Origin of the sequence: Pseudomonas yamanorum (assembly GCF_900105735.1) — a bacterium.
Classification (GTDB): Bacteria; Pseudomonadota; Gammaproteobacteria; order Pseudomonadales; family Pseudomonadaceae; genus Aquipseudomonas; species Aquipseudomonas yamanorum.
The window spans coordinates 4,717,884-4,734,605 of record NZ_LT629793.1 but is presented as its reverse complement, the minus strand read 5'-3'; the positions used below and the strand labels follow the sequence as shown (position 1 = coordinate 4,734,605).

At 61.6% G+C, this 16,722-nt stretch carries 11 protein-coding genes; 2 read left to right on the top strand and 9 right to left on the bottom strand.

Annotated features, from left to right (window positions below; genetic code table 11):
- Positions 1-392: 392 nt before the first annotated feature.
- Both BLU46_RS22225 and BLU46_RS22220 read left to right on the top strand, forming a co-directional pair.
- The gene (locus BLU46_RS22225; protein ID WP_093205459.1) at positions 393-3,485 is read left to right on the top strand and encodes a transglycosylase domain-containing protein; all 3,093 of its coding nucleotides are present in this window, start codon (positions 393-395) and stop codon (positions 3,483-3,485) included.
- A 135-nt stretch (positions 3,486-3,620) separates the two neighbouring features.
- Positions 3,621-8,726 carry an NEL-type E3 ubiquitin ligase domain-containing protein gene (locus BLU46_RS22220; RefSeq protein ID WP_093205457.1) on the top strand — a complete coding sequence of 1,702 codons (5,106 nt, stop codon included), beginning with the start codon at positions 3,621-3,623 and terminating at the stop codon, positions 8,724-8,726.
- 13 nt (positions 8,727-8,739) lie between these two features.
- On the opposite strand, the gene BLU46_RS22215 is transcribed toward BLU46_RS22220, so the two are convergent.
- Genes BLU46_RS22215 through BLU46_RS22175 form a run of 9 tightly spaced genes read right to left on the bottom strand, consistent with a single transcriptional unit; the run spans position 8,740 to position 16,421 of the window.
- On the bottom strand, positions 8,740-9,711 hold the full coding sequence (locus BLU46_RS22215) for a fimbrial protein (RefSeq protein WP_093210180.1): 972 nt from the start codon (positions 9,709-9,711) through the stop codon (positions 8,740-8,742).
- Positions 9,712-9,747: 36 nt separating this feature from the next.
- On the bottom strand, positions 9,748-10,281 hold the full coding sequence (locus BLU46_RS22210; protein ID WP_093205455.1) for a fimbrial protein: 534 nt from the start codon (positions 10,279-10,281) through the stop codon (positions 9,748-9,750).
- 11 nt (positions 10,282-10,292) lie between these two features.
- The gene (locus BLU46_RS22205) at positions 10,293-10,772 is read right to left on the bottom strand and encodes a fimbrial protein (protein ID WP_093205453.1); all 480 of its coding nucleotides are present in this window, start codon (positions 10,770-10,772) and stop codon (positions 10,293-10,295) included.
- 26 nt (positions 10,773-10,798) lie between these two features.
- Positions 10,799-11,296, bottom strand: coding sequence for a fimbrial protein (locus BLU46_RS22200; protein WP_063027358.1), 498 nt, complete (start codon positions 11,294-11,296; stop codon positions 10,799-10,801).
- Positions 11,297-11,306: 10 nt separating this feature from the next.
- A complete protein-coding gene (locus tag BLU46_RS22195) occupies positions 11,307-11,888 on the bottom strand; it encodes a fimbrial protein (RefSeq protein WP_093205451.1) in 582 nt (193 codons plus the stop codon).
- Positions 11,889-11,909: 21 nt separating this feature from the next.
- Positions 11,910-12,662, bottom strand: a complete 753-nt coding sequence (locus BLU46_RS22190) for a fimbria/pilus periplasmic chaperone (RefSeq protein ID WP_063027354.1) — start codon at positions 12,660-12,662, stop codon at positions 11,910-11,912.
- Positions 12,659-15,271, bottom strand: a complete 2,613-nt coding sequence (locus BLU46_RS22185; RefSeq protein WP_148666945.1) for an outer membrane usher protein — start codon at positions 15,269-15,271, stop codon at positions 12,659-12,661. Before BLU46_RS22185 ends, BLU46_RS22190 begins: the two co-directional genes overlap by 4 nt.
- Positions 15,272-15,287: 16 nt before the next feature.
- A complete protein-coding gene (locus BLU46_RS22180) occupies positions 15,288-15,848 on the bottom strand; it encodes a fimbrial protein (protein WP_063027350.1) in 561 nt (186 codons plus the stop codon).
- Between the two features lie 51 nt (positions 15,849-15,899).
- Entirely contained in the window at positions 15,900-16,421 is a 522-nt protein-coding gene (locus tag BLU46_RS22175) for a fimbrial protein (protein ID WP_063027347.1), read from the bottom strand.
- Between the last annotated feature and the right edge of the window lie 301 nt (positions 16,422-16,722).

Sequence of the window (16,722 nt, the reverse complement as noted above, 5' to 3'; positions counted from 1 at the left end):
GAGGAGCATTACCTAGCCAGCGTAGGAACCTTCGCCAACAAACGGCCGCGAGTATTGCACGGTAATGGTGCAGCGTCATGCCCCGACCTTTGGCGGATTTACCGGTGGGGGAGGCTCTAGAACGGCACTTCCTGACGACCAAGCGCCATTGTGGCGAGGGAGCTTGCTCCCGCTGGTCTGCGCAGCAGACCCAAAACCTGGGCATGCGTTTTTTCAGTTAGACCGGGGCCGGTTCTTTGGGAGTGCTTCGCACTCCAGCGGGAGCAAGCTCCCTCACCACAGCAAGCCCCTTCACCACAAACAACATCCCTCTCACAAATTCCGCCCACTCGCCCACCACCGTCTAAGCTTCAACCAAGTCCGATCAATCTGCGTAAATGGATCAATCGACTATGGGCGCTTTATGGCAAAACGCTTCGACCAAGGCTGCGGTCTCCACCGATAGCCCGGATGAACAGCCATTGCCACAAAGCCCTCCCCCTCGCCGACGGTTGTGGTGGCGGCTGTTCTGGCTGGTGCTGTTGATTGCGTTGATCGCCCTGGCTTTTGCCGCTCTGCGGGAAATGCGCACTTCAAGGTTGCAGGCCAAAACCTTCACCGACCTCGCCTCAACCCTCACCTACCAAATGCATTCGGGCCCCAGCGATGCACGGGTTTACCCTGGCGCCGGGCCCTTCGACAAGCGCCTGGGCTACAGCACCCTCGGCGAGTTCCTGCCGCGCTTGATCAAGCGTGACTACCTGATCCAGGCTCAAGCGCGCTTCTCCCCCGACCTGATGGCCTACGCCCAGCGCGGCCTGTTCGTGCCCTACCCGGAAAAGATGCAGGCCGGCCTGACTATCACCGATTGCCGGGCCGCCCCCCTGTATCAGTTCACGTATCCACAGCAGTTGTACCCAAGCTTTGCGGCGATCCCGCCGGTGGTGGTCAGCAGCCTGCTGTTTATCGAAGACCGCGACCTGCTCGACCCGAAAAATCCTCAACTCAACCCGGCCGTGGATTGGCCGCGTTTCGCCAAGGCCGCCTGGTCCCAGGTGGCCAAGCTCTTGCACCTGCCCGGCCAGACAGCAGGCGGCAGTACCCTGGCGACGCAACTGGAAAAATACCGCCACTCGCCCGACGGCCTGACCCTGTCCGGCGGCGAGAAAATTCGCCAGATGATTTCCGCCAGCGTGCGTGCGTACCAGGACGGCCCGCAAACCCTCCCTGCCCGCCAGGGCATCGTGCGCGACTACCTCAACAGCGTGCCCCTGTCGGCGGTGCCCGGCCACGGCGAAGTGCACGGCATGGCCGAAGGCTTGCGCGTGTGGTACGGCGCTGACTTCAACCAGACCAACGCCCTGCTCAACAGCCGCGACCCCAAACAACTGCCGCAAAAAGGCTTGGCGTTGCGCGAGGTGCTGTCACTGATGATCGCCCAGCGCCGCCCGTCTCACTATTTGTCCAAGGGTCACAAGGAGCTGGCGGACCTCACCGACAGCCACATCCGCCTGCTCGCACAGAACAACGTGATCGACCCGGCCCTGGCCAACGCCGCCCTCGCCAGCAAAGTCACCTACCGTGACTGGCAACAGCAACCGACGATCCAGCCGATCGAAACCAACAAGGGTATTACCGTCGCCCGCACTCGCCTGGCCGCCCTGCTCAACCAGCCGCTGTATGACCTCGACCGCCTCGACCTGTCTGCCACCAGCACCTTGCAGTCGGACCTGCAAGCCCAGGCCAGCGCCTACCTCAAGCACCTCGCCGACCCTACCTTCGCCGCGCAGATCGGCCTGCTCGGCCCGACGTTGCTGACGCCCGCCAGCACCGCCCAGGTGCGCTACAGTTTCAACCTCTACGAGATGACCCCCGACGGCGCGCGGGTGCGGGTGCAGACCGACAGCACCGACCAACCGTTCGACATCAACGAAGGCAGCAAGCTGGAACTGGGCTCCACCGCCAAGCTGCGGGTGATGACCACCTACCTGCAAATCGTCAGCGAGTTGCACGACAAATACGGCGCGATGCCCGCTGCCCAGTTGCGCAAGATTCCGGTGGACGACCAGGACCGCATCACCCGCTGGGCCCTCGATTACCTGATCCAGAACAGCGATCGCAACCTGCCGGCCATGCTCGACGCCGCCCTCAATCGCCAATACTCGGCCAACACCAGCGAAGGCTTTTTCACCGGCGGCGGCATGCACCACTTCCACAACTTCCGCAGTCAGGACAACGGCCGCACCCCCACATTGATCGAAGCCCTGCGCGAGTCCATCAACCTGCCGTTCATTCGCCTGATGCGTGACCTGGTGCGCTACACCACCTACCAGGGCCCGAACAACAGCGCCGAGTTGCTCAAGGACGACAACGACCCGCGCCGCCAGGAATACCTGGCCCAGTTTGCTGATCGCGAGGGCACTACGTTCCTGCTCAAGTTCTGGAAAAAGTACCGCAACAAAGATACCCAGGCGCGCCTCGATACCTTTCTCGATGGCATGCATCCCACCGCCATTCGCCTGGCCGCCGTGCACCGCTACCTGCTGCCCAATGCCAGCCAGGCGAGCTTCAACAGTTTTGTCCGTTCCCATTTGAGCAGCGTGAAAAGCCCTGAGAAACTCACCGACGAGCGCCTCGACAAGCTCTACCAGAACTATGGCCCCGGCGCCTATGACCTGCCCGACCAAGGCTATATCGCCAAGGTTCACCCCCTGGACCTGTGGTTGATGGGCTACCTGTTGCAACACCCCGACGCCACCTTCACCCAGGCCACCGCCGCCAGTGAACATGAACGCCAGGAGGTTTACAGCTGGCTGTTCAAGAGCCGCCACAAGAGTGCCCGCGACAGCCGCATCCGCACCATGCTGGAGATCGAGGCGTTCCTGGATATTCACCAGCGCTGGCAAAAAGTCGGCTACCCCTTCGACCACCTGGTGCCGTCGCTCGCCACGGCCATCGGCAGCTCCGGCGACCGCCCGGCAGCGCTGGCAGAGCTGGTGGGGATCATCCTCAACGACGGGGTGCGCCAGCCCACCCTGCGTATCGACAGCCTGCGCTTTGCCGCCGACACCCCGTACGAAACCCGGCTGGTCAATGACCCCGATCGCGGCAAGCGCGTACTGCCTTCCGAGGTGGCCACGGCGCTCAAGGGCGCGCTGTCCCAGGTGGTGGACGCGGGCACCGCACGGCGCGTGTCCGGCAGTTTCAAACTGGCGGACGGTACGCCGCTGGCCATGGGCGGCAAGACCGGTACCGGGGACAACCGGATCGAAGCCATCGGCGCCGGTGGGCGGATTCTCAGCTCCAAGGCGATCAACCGCACGGCGACCTTCGTGTTCTACATCGGCGAGCATCATTTCGGCACGCTGACCGCCTTCGTCCCCGGTGCTTCGGCCCAGGGTTTCAAGTTCACTTCGGCGTTGCCGGTACAAGTACTCAAGGGCATGGCGCCGATTCTTACGCCCTATTTGCAACCGGGCGACAACAGCTTATGCAGCGCGCGCTGAAGGGCCTATCCCTGCGCTTTTCACTTGCGAATTACTGAGGGATCCGCCGCAGTTTCCACCCACTATTCAAACTTATCCGCAGCCGTGCCGGTGCATAGACTCAAGCCTTCTTTTTGAGCTCTACAGGTTGCCCCCATGGCCGACATACCCGACCAGTCCCTGCACCACGCGTTTATCGAAAACGCCCTGCCGCACTGGCTGAAAACCACCTCGCCACATCGCCTGCGCGCACTCAACGACGTCGCTCGCCAAGGCATCCGCCACTATCCCCATGCCAGCGCCAGACAGCACCAGGCGCTCAAGCCCGCCATTGCCGAACACTGGCAGCAACAGACGGCGATGGACCAACGATTCCAGGCACTAACCGACGTGTACGCCTTCGCCGAACCGTTGCTGAAAAATGCCTTGAAGGCCTATGGCGATATCGACGTCAAAACCACCTACCTGCGGCTGTACGCCAGCGCCACGGTTGCCTGGTGGGTGCATGACTTCAAGCGCGGGGAGCAAAGCAAAACCCTGTCGCTGCTGGACGCCGCGCTGGCCAACTTTGCCGCCTCGGACACCTTCGTCGATTACGCCTTCATGTCCGCCGAAGACCCACGCGGGCAGCGCGATGTACTGACGTTGCGCCACACCACCACCGGCGCGGTATTGACCGCTGAACAATTCAAGCAAATCTGCCGCACCCTGGACCTGGGCGCCCGCTATCAGAAAAGCCTGCGCCAAGCCCTGGGGTTCTATGACGCGGCGGTGACCCGGGCTGTGCGCCTGCAGATGATTGCCACCCAGAAGACGGCCCTGGGTACGGCCGCGCACCTGGCCCTGATCAACCGGGACATCGACGCCGATGCCCATGGCGCCGTGCTCGACCTGATCGCCGGCCGCGTCGCACTGCTGGAGGGCCTGCCCCTTGAATGCCATACCCTGAGCCTGATGAACACGGCATTGACCGGCATCCTGCTGCTGTTTGTGCCGCAGCCCACCCGGCCGGTAGGCAAGGTGCTGGTGTATATCCCCGCAGACCCCGAACCCCCCTTGAAGCAATACCCTTCGCCCGCGGCCTTCCTCAGTCATCTCACGGAAAAACTGCGGGACAAGCAGCGCTACCAGACCTTCTTCAGCCAGTTCATCGACCATGCCCGGCGCGGTGAATTCTTTGCCGGGCTCAATACGCGTCTGAGCCGTGTGCGTTGGCATCAAACCCCACACACCGACCCGCGCCCCAGCTGGCGCGACACGCCGATCACCCAGCCGAATCTGCAATTCAGCGTGCAGGCCATCGGTGACGATCACGTCAATCGCTCAACGCTCGCCGCCGAAAATGACCTATGGAATTACCAGTACCGCCTCAAGTTGAACAAGATCGTCAACGATGCCCTGGACATCGCCGTGCCCACCGCCACCGCTGACCGCCACGCGCGCTGGGCCTGGTGGGACAACTTGGAAAAAATCCTCGGGGATATCTTCAACGCAGCGCTGCTGGTGCTGACGCCTTTCGTGCCGCTGCTGGGCGAAGCGATGCTCGCCTACAGCCTGTACCAGATCACCGACGAGGTGTTCGAGGGGATTGTCGATTGGGCCCAGGGGCGTGGAGCCGAGGCGGCAGAGCAAGTGGTCGCGGTGGCCGACAGCGTGATCCAGTTTGCCCTGTTCGGCGCCGCCAGCCAGTTGGGCCATGTCGCACGGCTCAAGCTCAGCCCCTTCGTCGAAGGCTTGCGCCCGGTGGTGCGGCCCGACGGCAGCGCGCGCCTGTGGCACCCGGATATTGCGCCCTATGCTGTGAAAAACCTCGACCAGCCGTCCAGTGTCGACGGCCTGCACACCCATCAGGGCAAGCAGATCCTCGCGCTGCAAGGCGCTCACTTCGAAGTGCAGGCAGACACTGAAACCGGCGACGCGCGTATCGCCCATCCGCAGCGCGCCAACGCCTATCAACCCCAGGTGCGGTTCAACGGCAGTGGCGCCTTCGTGCATGAAGCCGAGCAACCGCGCACCTGGGACAGCACCACACTGATGCGCCGCCTGGGGCCACGAGCCGCATCATTCAGCGACCAGCAACTGCAGCAGATGCAACGCATCAGCGGTGCCGACGACGGTGTATTGCGCAACCTTTACGTGCAAAACCGGCCGACCCCGCCGCTGCTGGAAGCCACCCTCAATCGCTACGAAGCCCGGCACGCGGCCACGCAGACCGTGCACACCCTGCGTACCGGCGCACCTCTGCCGCTGGATGCAACGTCCGCCTGGTTCGAGCAGACCATCACCGAGCTGCCGGGCTGGCCCCAAACCAAGGCATTGGAAGTGTTCGTGCGCTCGGACAAGACCGGCGACTCCCACAAGTACGCCAACCCGGATGCATCGCCGGCCGACACGCTGCAACTGAGCCTGGCCGAGGTGATGTCCGGCGAGTTGCCGGCGCGGGTGCTGGGGTTTCTCGATGAGCCGTCGATCAAGCAACTGCTGGGCGGCGACGTACCGCAAGACCTGCGCGTGCAAACCTTGCGCGATCAACTGGCGGACTCGGTGGCGCGCCAGACAGGTGACATCGCCGACTACATCCACAACGCCCGCCAGCTCAGCGCCGATCCCCATGTGCGTCGGTTGCGCGAGCAGGTCAGCCCGCTGGACCGGCCCCTGGCCGAAACCCTGCTGGCCAGCGCCACCCCGGCCGAACGGCAAACCCTGGACCAACACGTACCGCTGCGTTTGCTCAACCAGGCCAGCGAACTGAGCTTCGCCCAGCACAGTGCCCAGGCCTACGCCGGGTTCTTCTCGCCCTGGCCGATCACCGAAGGCACCGAGCGCCTGGTGCTCAACACCCTCAAGCGCCACAGCGATGGCTTTGGCGACCTGCACCTGCAAATCCGTGATCGCCAGGTCAACGGTGCGTTGCGCTGTGAAGCCGGGGCAGCCGATGCCAGCCGGCGCCGGGTGCTGGTGCGCCAGGCCCACGTGGGCTACGAACTGTTCGATGAACAGGGCCAACGCCTGCACGGCCCGGATACCCTTTATGAATGCCTGTTGCGTGCATTGTCCGAATCCCAGCAAAGCGAGTTGGGCTACCGGCCCGGCCAGGGCGCCGGGCTCAAGCATTGGCTGATGGCAATTCTCGAACCCCTGGCCGAACGGCGCCGAGTGCTGGCCGAGCCACCGCTGCGCAGTACGGCAGACGCGCAGACCACCACCCTGCTCGGCGGCGCGGCCCTCGGCGGGTTGCGCCGCGCCCAGGAGCATCTGAGCCAGGCCCGCGCCCGGGAGGTGCTGGCCAGTCTGTTCCCGACCCTGGAGGAGGTGCGCCTGCAGCGGTTCCTCAATGAGATCGGCCCAGGGCTGAACAATCAGGTCCTCAATCGCCTGGTCCTTCAGCGGCACAACCTGCACCGGGAGCTGGAGCAATGGAAGCGCCTGCCCGGCCCTCATCCCAAAAACAGCCGCATGGCCCGGGAGGAAAAACTGCGTAAAAATATCATTGCGCACAAACTCTATCGCTGCTGGGAAGACCGCCTCGCCGAGCACCGCGACGATTGGGGCCAGGTGCAGAGCGGCGCGAGCCTGGACCTCAGCGCCCTGGACCTGCCCGGCAGCCTGCCGCTGCTGGGCAATGGTTTCGAGCACGTCACCCAACTGAAGCTCGCCAACTGCATGTTCAACGACAGCCAGTGGCCCTTTCTGCAGGCGTTCCCGTCCCTGCGGGAGCTGGACGTCAGTGCGAATGAACTGACGCGGCTGCCCGAGCCCATCGCCAACATGCGCTACCTGCGTGACCTCAACCTGGGAGAAAACCAGATCACGCTGCTCAACGGCGACGTTGCGCGCCTTAAAAACCTCAAGCACCTGCGCAACCTGAACCTGTACCGAAACCCGCTGACGCAGCCCCCGAACATCTCGAAAATGCCGCACCTGCGCCGCCTGTTCCTGAGCCGCACCCCCATCACCCAATGGCCCACCGGGCTGTTTGCCCATCCACGGGAGGAGGGTTTCCTACTGGACCTGAGCCAAACCCGGATTGATCATGTGCCAGCGCTCATGGCCAACAGCGCCGAGGCCCGGACCGTCGCCCACACCCGCCTGGACCGCAACGCCCTGCTCAACGACCAGCGCCTGCTGTACGAGCAGTACCGCGAAGCCGCCGGACTGGACCCCAACCGCCACTATGAACCCCGTGGAGAGAGCGGCCCGTGGCTGGAACGGGTCAGGCAGCCGTTACTGGGCAGGCGCCAGGCACTGTGGCAAGCGGTGGAACGCGAGCACGGCTCCCAGGGTTTGTTCGAGGTGATCAAGGCTCTTGAAGCGCCCGACTTCTTCCAGCGGCCCCAGGACATGGACACCTATTGGGACAATCTTGAAACGTTGCGCGAGCGCGTCTGGCGTTTGCTGGAGGCGGCCCACAACGACACGGCGCTACGTGAAAAGCTGTTCAGGATGGCCAGTTTTCCCGGCCTGTGCGCCGACGGCAGTGCACAGATTTTCAATGACCTGGGCATCGAGGTGCTGGTCAGCGAAGCCCAGCGTTACTCCGCCTCGGCCAGCGAGCGCGAGGCCAAACTGGTGACGCTGGCCAAGGGCAATGCACGGCTCAAGCAATTGAACCGCATCGCCAGCGAGGACATTGCCCATCGGCTCAAACCGGAAGCCGAAGGCGGCCTCGGCCAATGGCTGCGTTCGCAACGACGGGAAGGCGTGATGGGCAAGGTGGACGACGTGGAGGTCTACCTGAGCTACCAGACCGCCCTGGCCAAGCGCCTCGACCTGCCCTGGCTGTCAGAACATATGCTGTACCGCGACACCGGTGACGTGAAAGCGGCGCAAATCGAACAGGCCTACAGCACCGTGCTGGAACTGGGCGAAGGTGACGGCCTGGTCAACCAGATGCTGCTGGAGCCCTATTGGGAACAGTGCCTGCACGACCACCACCCGAACACCCTTGAGGCCAATGCCCGGCATTTCGACGAGCAATGCGCGCGCCTGGATGAACTGCAGGAAGCCCAGGCCAGGCTGGCCCAGGCCAATGGTTTGCCCGACGAGCAGAAGGAAGCATTGAGGCTCACGCTGAAGGGCCTCGCCGACGCCCTGGGTGTGCCACATCCGCAAGTGCTGACCGGGCAACCCATGACGGACGATAGCTATAACCTGCTGCTCAACGAACTGGGCTACCGCGAAAAACAATGGATGCGCGAGTTGACCCACCAGGCCCTGGAGCGCCACAGCAAACAACGTAACCGCGTCACGCGCCAGGTCTGACCCTATGGGTGTGTCATGGCACACCCATTACCAGTACGCCGCTGCCGTTTAACGGCCCCTCGACAGGCAAGGACCCGGTTCGCTTGACCAGGGCGAACGTTACAACGTCGCTCCCGGAACTGTTGGTGATACGGGTCAGGAACGAGCCATTGACTCTAACCGCCGCCCCTCCACGGACAAGGGCCGTACCCACGTTCGCATTGCTCATCACCAGCGCATTGGCGTTGAACGAAGACGGCGTGCCTTTGTAGGTAATGGTGATCGGCGTAGTAATCCCCGGGTCCGGGCACCGGTAGGTGAGCGTGTGATCTTTACGAACGGTGGTGGACAGGGGGTCCGTGCCTATCGCCCTCTGATGGACATTGCCGAAGTCGATATTGATCGGCTGGTTATTGTTGATCGTGCACGACGATGGGGAAATGATGAAGTCGTTGTTGGCGATGTACGTGAGCTGCAGGCTCGTGGAGCCGCTATCGTAATTGTTGGTCTGGTCGAGACGTAACACGCCGAGGGTGTCACCTATTCGAATGTCGATAGGGTTGGTCGGGTTGTTGCGGATCAAGATATAAGGAATGACATCGATCGGGATCGGAGTCGTATTGTTAGGCATGGTCGCAATCCGGATACCCGCCGGGATAGGCGTGTCGCGGTACGTGCCATTTATGCGCAAACCGGTCGTCTGGTTGACGAACTTCGGACCAGGCGACCAGGCCGGGCCGATCCTCGTCCCGGTGGCCCAGTAATCCTGCCGTCCATCCGGGGTATAACTGTCGGGTTCGAAGCGACATTCGATCCTCACCCCGGACAGGAGGATACGCGGCTCATTCACCTCCAGTCGCACATTCACCGGGACCTGCAGGTTCAACGTCCCGCCAATGTTCACCCGTTGCCAATTGCCGCCATTGACTCGGCAATCAGCCGCTTTCACGGTCGTCGTAATGCCAGCCAGGGCAAGCAGCACAACGGCTCCAAATAGTCGTTTCATGTTGTTCTCTTTCATCCCATGCATAACGGTTTACCGTTACGGATAATCCAGCGTAAACGTCGAAGTCACACGGTAGCTGCCGTGCCCGATGGTCTTGTCCCGCAGGGCATCCGGCTCACCCTGCACATAGGCCTTGAGCAGAATGACGTTGTTGCCGGGGCTCAATTTCTGCTCGTCGCCGACCTTGTTCACCGGCACCGGTTTGTCGCTCAGCGTCTCCAAACCCAGCCCGATACCAGAGGCACCACTGCCACCATCCAGGGCGAACAACCCGGGCAGCGCACGGTTTTCCGCACCGTTGAACAGAATGGTCACCGAGTCGCTGATGGTGGTATTGCAGTCATCCAGGTGCAGGGTGAAACGTTTGCCCACTGAGCGTGTGTTGATGTAGAGGTGCTTACTGGTCAGGTCCCACATTTCCAGGGTGATGGCTTCATCGCCCGGGCGGATGGAGCAGGCCTGTTCCACCAGGTTGCCCTTGAACCTCAGGTTGTCCACCGCCTGCGCCGTGGCCGCCAGGCCGAAGGTCAGCAGCAGGGCCAGCCCCTTATGAATCATTGCGTGTCGCATACACTCGACTCCTACTGGTATTCAGCCAACAGCGTGGCCACCGCCGTGAACCCTTGGGCCTTCAGGACCGAACCCGGCCGTTTGACCGGCACCACTTCCAATGTCGGCGGTGCCGCCAGGCTGATGTCCAGCGGCGTGTTGAGGCGAAACGGCGCGTTGTTCTGATACAGCCGAATCCCCAGGTCAGGCGCAGTGGTCTGCAGGGCGGCGTTATCAAAAGTCGTCTCTGTGCCCTTGACGCTCAGCTTCAACAACCACGGCAGCGTGGAGGCGCCGCAGCGGATGGTGTAGCCGACGGCCTTGCGGTATTTCACGCCATCGATACGCTTGGTGCCGACATCCCCGAAATCGACTTCAATCGTGCTGCCCGAATCAATCGTGCAGGGCGGCGGCTCGTTCAGCGTTCCGTTGAACGTCAGGTTGGCCGACGCACCACTGCAAAAGCCGATGGAACACAAGGCGAGCAACGCTCGCTGCGGCCAACTTGTCATTGATCGTTCCTCTTTATTAGGGCTCGTCATTGGTACTCGATCACCAGGGTGGCGGCGGTCGCAAAGGCCCCTCCGGTCAACGTGCTGCCCGCGCGCTTCACCGGCACTGCCTGCACGGCTGGAAAGGTCGGATGGGTAAACCTGAGCGGCGTGTTCAGCGGCCAGTCCACCCCATTGGCGAATAGCTTGATACCCAGGTCGGTCTTGGGGGTCGAGAGCACTTTGTTATCAAACCCGGCCGCCGCGCCCTTGAGTTCCAGGGTCATCGCGTTGCTGTAAACGGGGGGACTGCAGGTGACGGTATACGGCACGTCCCGTCGATAATTCACGCCATCAATCCGCGACGTCAGCAGGTCATTGCCGAACGGCACATTCAGCGTGCCACCGCTGTTAATCACGCATGGCGGCGGCGCGATGATCACCGCGCGGATCGTCAGGTTGGTATCGGCCTGCACGCCCTGGCTGACCGCCCACAGCAGTCCCGCACCGATAAAAATGGCCCGCGGGCCGGTTAACCTGGTCATTGTTCTGCCCTTACTCATAATTGAGCCTGAAATCCACCACGGCCCGGAATGCACCGCTGGTCAGGGGTGCCGGCGTGCGCGTGGGCTGGACGTTCCAGGTCTGCGTGTTGCGGCCCAAGGGCAAGAACAACGGCTCGCCCCTTGAACCCAGCTGTACATCGCGCCCCTGGGAATCGGTCAGGCGCAGGCCCATCCCGGTGATGCCTTGCACCTTGACCAGCCGTGGATCATCGGCATCGGCCGGCGCAATGAACGCGACCGACAGCACCGGTTGATAGGCGCTCCATGTCAGGTTTCCCGTGCGCTCACTGGCGATGCGGCCGGCAGTGCGCCGACAATCCTCGAACAGCAGTTGAAAGGCCACGGAGGTCGCCTGGTCACCCGGCCGTTGCAACTGGCTGGCCGATACCGGGCCCAGGTCAATCGTCTGGTGCAGGGATGCCATCTCCAGGCTGCAGGGGGTTTCGTGCATGGACCCGAGAATGTTGAGCATCCCGACCATGCCCTCCACATCCTCGTCATCCGCGGCGTGCGCCGGCCCCATCAGGGCCAGCAACAGACCGACCAAGACCTTCACTGTGTGCAACTTCATGACGTTCTCCGGCAGCAGGCACTACTGATTGGCCACAGACAGTTGCGTGTTCACCTTGCACGTCTCGCCACTGCAGGTGAACGCCAGCAGCGGACGGCCACCGTAATCATTCACGTAGGACAAATAGGGGGTGGTACCGAGCTCTTTGGCAGTCGGCCCCAGGGCTTGCGTGCCTTTGGGCGCGACCATCACCGGCTCGAAGCCCGGTATGGTCTTGCCGTCCTTGCTGCTGCGCGCATCCACCAGGGTCACGTAGTAAGGCGTGGGGTTATTCACCCGGTAGTGATCGCCTTGCCGGGTAAGGGTCAGTTTTTCCTGCCACGGGTTGGCCAGGTCCTGCTGGGTGGGGGTAATTGCCTGCGGCCGGTAAAACAATTTGATCCGGGTTTGCAGCGCGATTTGCAGGGTGTTGGGCTTGTCGCTGCGCGGCGGAATTTCCCGCAGGTTGAAGTAGTAGACCGTCTCCCGATCCTGGGGCAGCGACTTGGCGGCCGGCAGCGCCTGGACTTTCACCTGGCTTTGCTTGCCGGGCTCCAGGCGTTGGACCGGTGGCAGCACGATCAAGGGTGAGGTGATTTTCTTGCCCTCTTCATCCTCGATCCAGCCCTGGGCCAGGTACGGTAACTGGGGGTTGTTGTTGGTGATGTTGACGCTGGTTGCATCTTTGCCACCATCGAAAATCACGCGGGTACGGTCCAGGCCGACAGCGGCGTTGGCGCTCTGGCTCAAGACCACCAGCAGCAGTGCGTAGGTAAAACGTATGTTGTGTTTCATGAGGATGGATTCTCCATAGTGTTTCGCTGGCCGGTCAGGGTGGCTGGCTCGGGTGAGGCTTGATCGACGGCTACCGTCTGGCAGCGCAATTGCAGGGCATCGGTGAATGCATCCGCTGGCAACTCGACAGGCAGCGTCAGGACGCAGCGCTCGGTGCCGCCCCAACTGACGATCATCTGCTCGCCGGCCTGAATGCCGCTCAGGTAGACATCCCCGCCGTCATTCACCACCCCGGTGTCCTGCTGCTTGCGGTTTTTCACCGTGGCGCCGAAGGGCGGTGCGCTGCCATCCGGCAGGCGAAGAATCGCCATGGCCTTCTGGCCGGAAATCACTTCCAGGGATCGGTAGCCAATGGCCCCTTCGGTGAGGGTCAATTGCGTCACGGATTGAGTGGCCTCGACATCGCTGGGCAATTTCTCCAGGTCAACACTGGCCGCCGTACGCTGGTAGCTGGTGATGTCGGAGATGACCGCCTTGCCGAACGCGTTGCTGCGGGTCGGCGTGCCGTAACCCCGCACGGGCACATCGGGCACACCGGCGGTATCGACCAGCAGGCGGGTTCCGCCGGTACTGGTGGTTCGATGCAGCGCCCCACCGTAAGGCGTGAGCGTGCCGCCGCCACGCACGGATGCGCTGAGGGTGCGGTTATTGCCTTGTTGCGTCGTGGCGCTGAGGTCGATGTCGGCCTGGTCACCGATATGGCTCAGGTAGCCGCTGGCCGAGGTATCGCTGGCACTGAGCTGGTAGCTGTTACGTTCATCCAGACGATCGGCGTAGCGCGTGGTAAAGCTGTTTTTGCCGCCGGCCCTGTTGGCATCCATCGACAAGGTGCCGGTGGGCCCCAACGGCAGGCTGACCGTCAGCGCTGCTCCGTTATCCTTATATTGGTATTCATGGGTGCGATATAAATTCAGCGACAGGCTCATGTTCCTGACAGAACCCACGTTGAAGTAACGAGACGCCGACAGGTTCCAGCGCTGGGTGTCCGGCCGGTTCCAATACGTTTGTTTGTTATAGCTGGCATACACCGTGGTGTTCAGATCGCGAAACTGCTTGTTCACCGTCACCGTATAAAGCGCCTTGTTACCGCCAATGGGTTTCCAGTGTTCAATGAAGTTACCGTTTTCATCGAACACGCCGCGTCCGCCCAGCTCACCGTTCAACCCGTAGTGCCGAGCATCCAGGTATTGGCTCATGCTCAAGTAGTTCTTCTCGGAAAACCGGTAACCGGCAAAGGTGACCTGGCTGTCGTACTCTTCAAAGTTCTTGGAATATTGAAGGCGGTAGGATTTACCCGAGAGTGTCTGGTTCCACAGGCTGGCGCGAGACTGGGTGACGTCCAGAGAAACGGCGCCGAACGCCAGCAAATCCCGGCCCGCGCCCACCGACAACGCACGGTAGTTGTTATCCGTTATCGCACCACCCAGCAGCGACCAACCATTGCTGATCCCCCAGGAGAACTCGCCGGTGCCAAAAAAATCACCGCGGGATTCGTACTGCAGGTTGGACGGTCGCCCGGCAGACAGCTTGTAACGAACCTGCCCGGGACGCGTCAGGTAGGGAACGCCTGCCGTATCGAGCTGGAACTTCTGCACCGAACCGTCCTGCTCTTCGACCCGCACATCCAGGGTGCCGGACACGGCGTCATTAAGGTCCTGGATACGAAAAGGGCCTGCCGCCACCAGCGTTTCATAGAGCACACGCCCCTGCTGGCTGATGACAACCTTTGCATTGGTCCTGGCCACCCCGACCACTTCCGGTGCATAGCCCCGCAGGTTGGGCGGCAGCTGGCTTTCGTCTGACTTGAGCCCGGCACCGGTAAAGCGGAAGCTGTCGAACAGGTCCGAATACAGGTAGTCCTCGCCCACCACCAGGCGTGCCTTCAGCGCAGGAACGGCGCGATACGCGTAATAGCGGCTCCATTCCAGTTTTTGCCGACTGGCCTGGGCCTCGCGGTCTTTCTCGACACGCCCTTGCCAATCCGCCCTCAGGCGCCAGGCCCCGGCATTGGCGCCGAGTGTGCCGTTACCGCTGAGGTCATTGCGCGTACCGTTACTTTTCCGGTAGCTGGACTGCGCCGTCATGTTGTAGTCGACCAGCAACCCCGGCACCCCCTCATCCCAACGTGACGGCGGGTCCCAGTTGATGGCGCTGTATTCCAGGTAGGCCTGGGGAAGGTTGATGTCCAGGGTGGAGGTGCCCAAGTCGGCACTGACTTGCATGCCGGGCAAGCCCGTGACATCCAGGCACTGCCCGCCTTTCCACCACTTGAGCTGGTCAGCGCCGGACGCCTTGAGGCCCAGTTGCTCGACAAGCTCACGCGATAAACAGGGCGCACTGCCTTTGGGGTCATCATCGGGGTGAAAGAACGCCACCGATTGTTCAGATATAGGCTGGGTATTGAGCTGGACCACCATCGAGTAGGTGCCAGGCAAGATAAACCCACTGCGTGCAAACTGAGACAGGTCAATATTGGAGCGATCAATCAGATCAAGAACGTCGGTATTAAACTCAATATCCCCGGCGCCCATTGCAGTTCCAGCCAGTGATATCAACCCGCCAAAGAGGCTGGGGCGCAGCGTATTCATGACTTTCGACGTATTCAACATACACGCAACTCAATCTTCAGAAGTATTCCAACTTGAACCGCACTGCCGCGCGGTGAGCCCCTGCCAACAGCGGCACTCCGTTGCCCACCAGGCGGAGCCTGTAATGAAGCGTCATGTCGCCATCAACCACCGGCAGCAACGCCATCGGCACTCCCGGCACACTCACCTGGCCAGCTGCGTCCTCAATATGGAAAGCAACCCCCTGCGAGGCACCAAAGGCTGCAAAGGAGCGCCCGCCCATATCGCTGGGCCCGTCGAACGTCACGCGAAGATGCTCCCAGTCCGGCAGCGTTTCGCCGGGGCGCAACGGGTCGGGACGGGTCACCGTGCAATTGACCAGCCGTAGCTGGAACGGCTGCATTTGCCCCGCGCCCTCTCGCAACAGGCGGCCGATGGGTTCGGGAGGCATGTCGATGGTCTGATCGGCAGTGACCGCTTCCAGCCCGCAGGCCGAGTCGATGATCTCGCCTCCCAGCGTGACGAGCCCATCGCCTTGCACACGCGTCTGCGCGGCATCACAAGGACTGATGAACAGCGTCAATGAAGAGGCAATAGCGAGACTTATGAATGTTTTCACCTTGATCTCCCGCCAGTTTTCCCCCGCCACCAGTGGTGGCGGGGGAAACACTTACTGATAAGCCAAGGTGAAGTTGGTGACCGCGCTGAAATCACCAGGAACGATGTCGCCTGTCGCCTGGCCTTGTACGTAGGCGCCGAACTGCAGGGTGTTATTACCGGCAACAATGGCCTGCGGAGTGGTTGGCACGCCCAGCTCAATCGCTTTGCCGCCGTGGGTCATCATGATGCCGATGCCGCCCGCGCTACCGACCGTGCCGATGCCGCCAGGCACAACGCTGGACGGCGCACCGGTGAAGGTAGTGGTCACGGTGTTATCGGTGAGGCCAGACAGGTCGCAACCTTCAAGTTCGATAGTCACGGGGCGGGCGGTGGACTTGCCGCCGGATTGCAACTGATGCTTTGCAATAGCGCCAAGTGCAACTGACTGATCCACAGACTCAGGCTTGATAGAGCAAGCACCCGAATGGACCGAACCGGTAAATGTAATCGTCCCGTCCGCCGCATTAGCAACAGAGATCGAACCCGCCAACAGGCCGACAGTCAACAGCGCAGCTTTTACTTTAGTCTTCATTTGCAGATGCTCATATGTATTAAAAATCAAAACGAAATCCCGGCTTAGTTGCGCACAGGACTTATTAACCAAGCGCCAGAACAGTTTCCTGAAACAGTGGAAATCGGAGGCTTTCCAATTACTTGTATTGCAATTCAGGAGTTCGTTCGAGGCCGGGCAATTATCCATTCCGATTTTGAATATGAAAGCCGGTCGATTCGCTTATTCACGTAGCCTTGTCATACCAAGACACATAGGAAAATTATGGCACTTTGCCAAAACTTTAGAATCAGCCGTAAGAAACGGACTACATTAACTTAAC

Excerpts from the sequence above, each read along its gene's own strand:
- BLU46_RS22175 (WP_063027347.1), bottom strand. The coding sequence starts at position 16,421 with ATGAAGACTAAAGTAAAAGCTGCGCTGTTGACTGTCGGCCTGTTGGCG.
- BLU46_RS22190 (WP_063027354.1), bottom strand. The coding sequence starts at position 12,662 with ATGAAACACAACATACGTTTTACCTACGCACTGCTGCTGGTGGTCTTG.
- BLU46_RS22200 (WP_063027358.1), bottom strand. The coding sequence starts at position 11,296 with ATGACCAGGTTAACCGGCCCGCGGGCCATTTTTATCGGTGCGGGACTG.
- BLU46_RS22220 (WP_093205457.1), top strand. The coding sequence starts at position 3,621 with ATGGCCGACATACCCGACCAGTCCCTGCACCACGCGTTTATCGAAAAC.
- BLU46_RS22185 (WP_148666945.1), bottom strand. The coding sequence starts at position 15,271 with ATGTTGAATACGTCGAAAGTCATGAATACGCTGCGCCCCAGCCTCTTT.
- BLU46_RS22205 (WP_093205453.1), bottom strand. The coding sequence starts at position 10,772 with ATGACAAGTTGGCCGCAGCGAGCGTTGCTCGCCTTGTGTTCCATCGGC.
- BLU46_RS22210 (WP_093205455.1), bottom strand. The coding sequence starts at position 10,281 with ATGCGACACGCAATGATTCATAAGGGGCTGGCCCTGCTGCTGACCTTC.
- BLU46_RS22195 (WP_093205451.1), bottom strand. The coding sequence starts at position 11,888 with ATGAAGTTGCACACAGTGAAGGTCTTGGTCGGTCTGTTGCTGGCCCTG.
- BLU46_RS22215 (WP_093210180.1), bottom strand. The coding sequence starts at position 9,711 with ATGAAACGACTATTTGGAGCCGTTGTGCTGCTTGCCCTGGCTGGCATT.
- BLU46_RS22225 (WP_093205459.1), top strand. The coding sequence starts at position 393 with ATGGGCGCTTTATGGCAAAACGCTTCGACCAAGGCTGCGGTCTCCACC.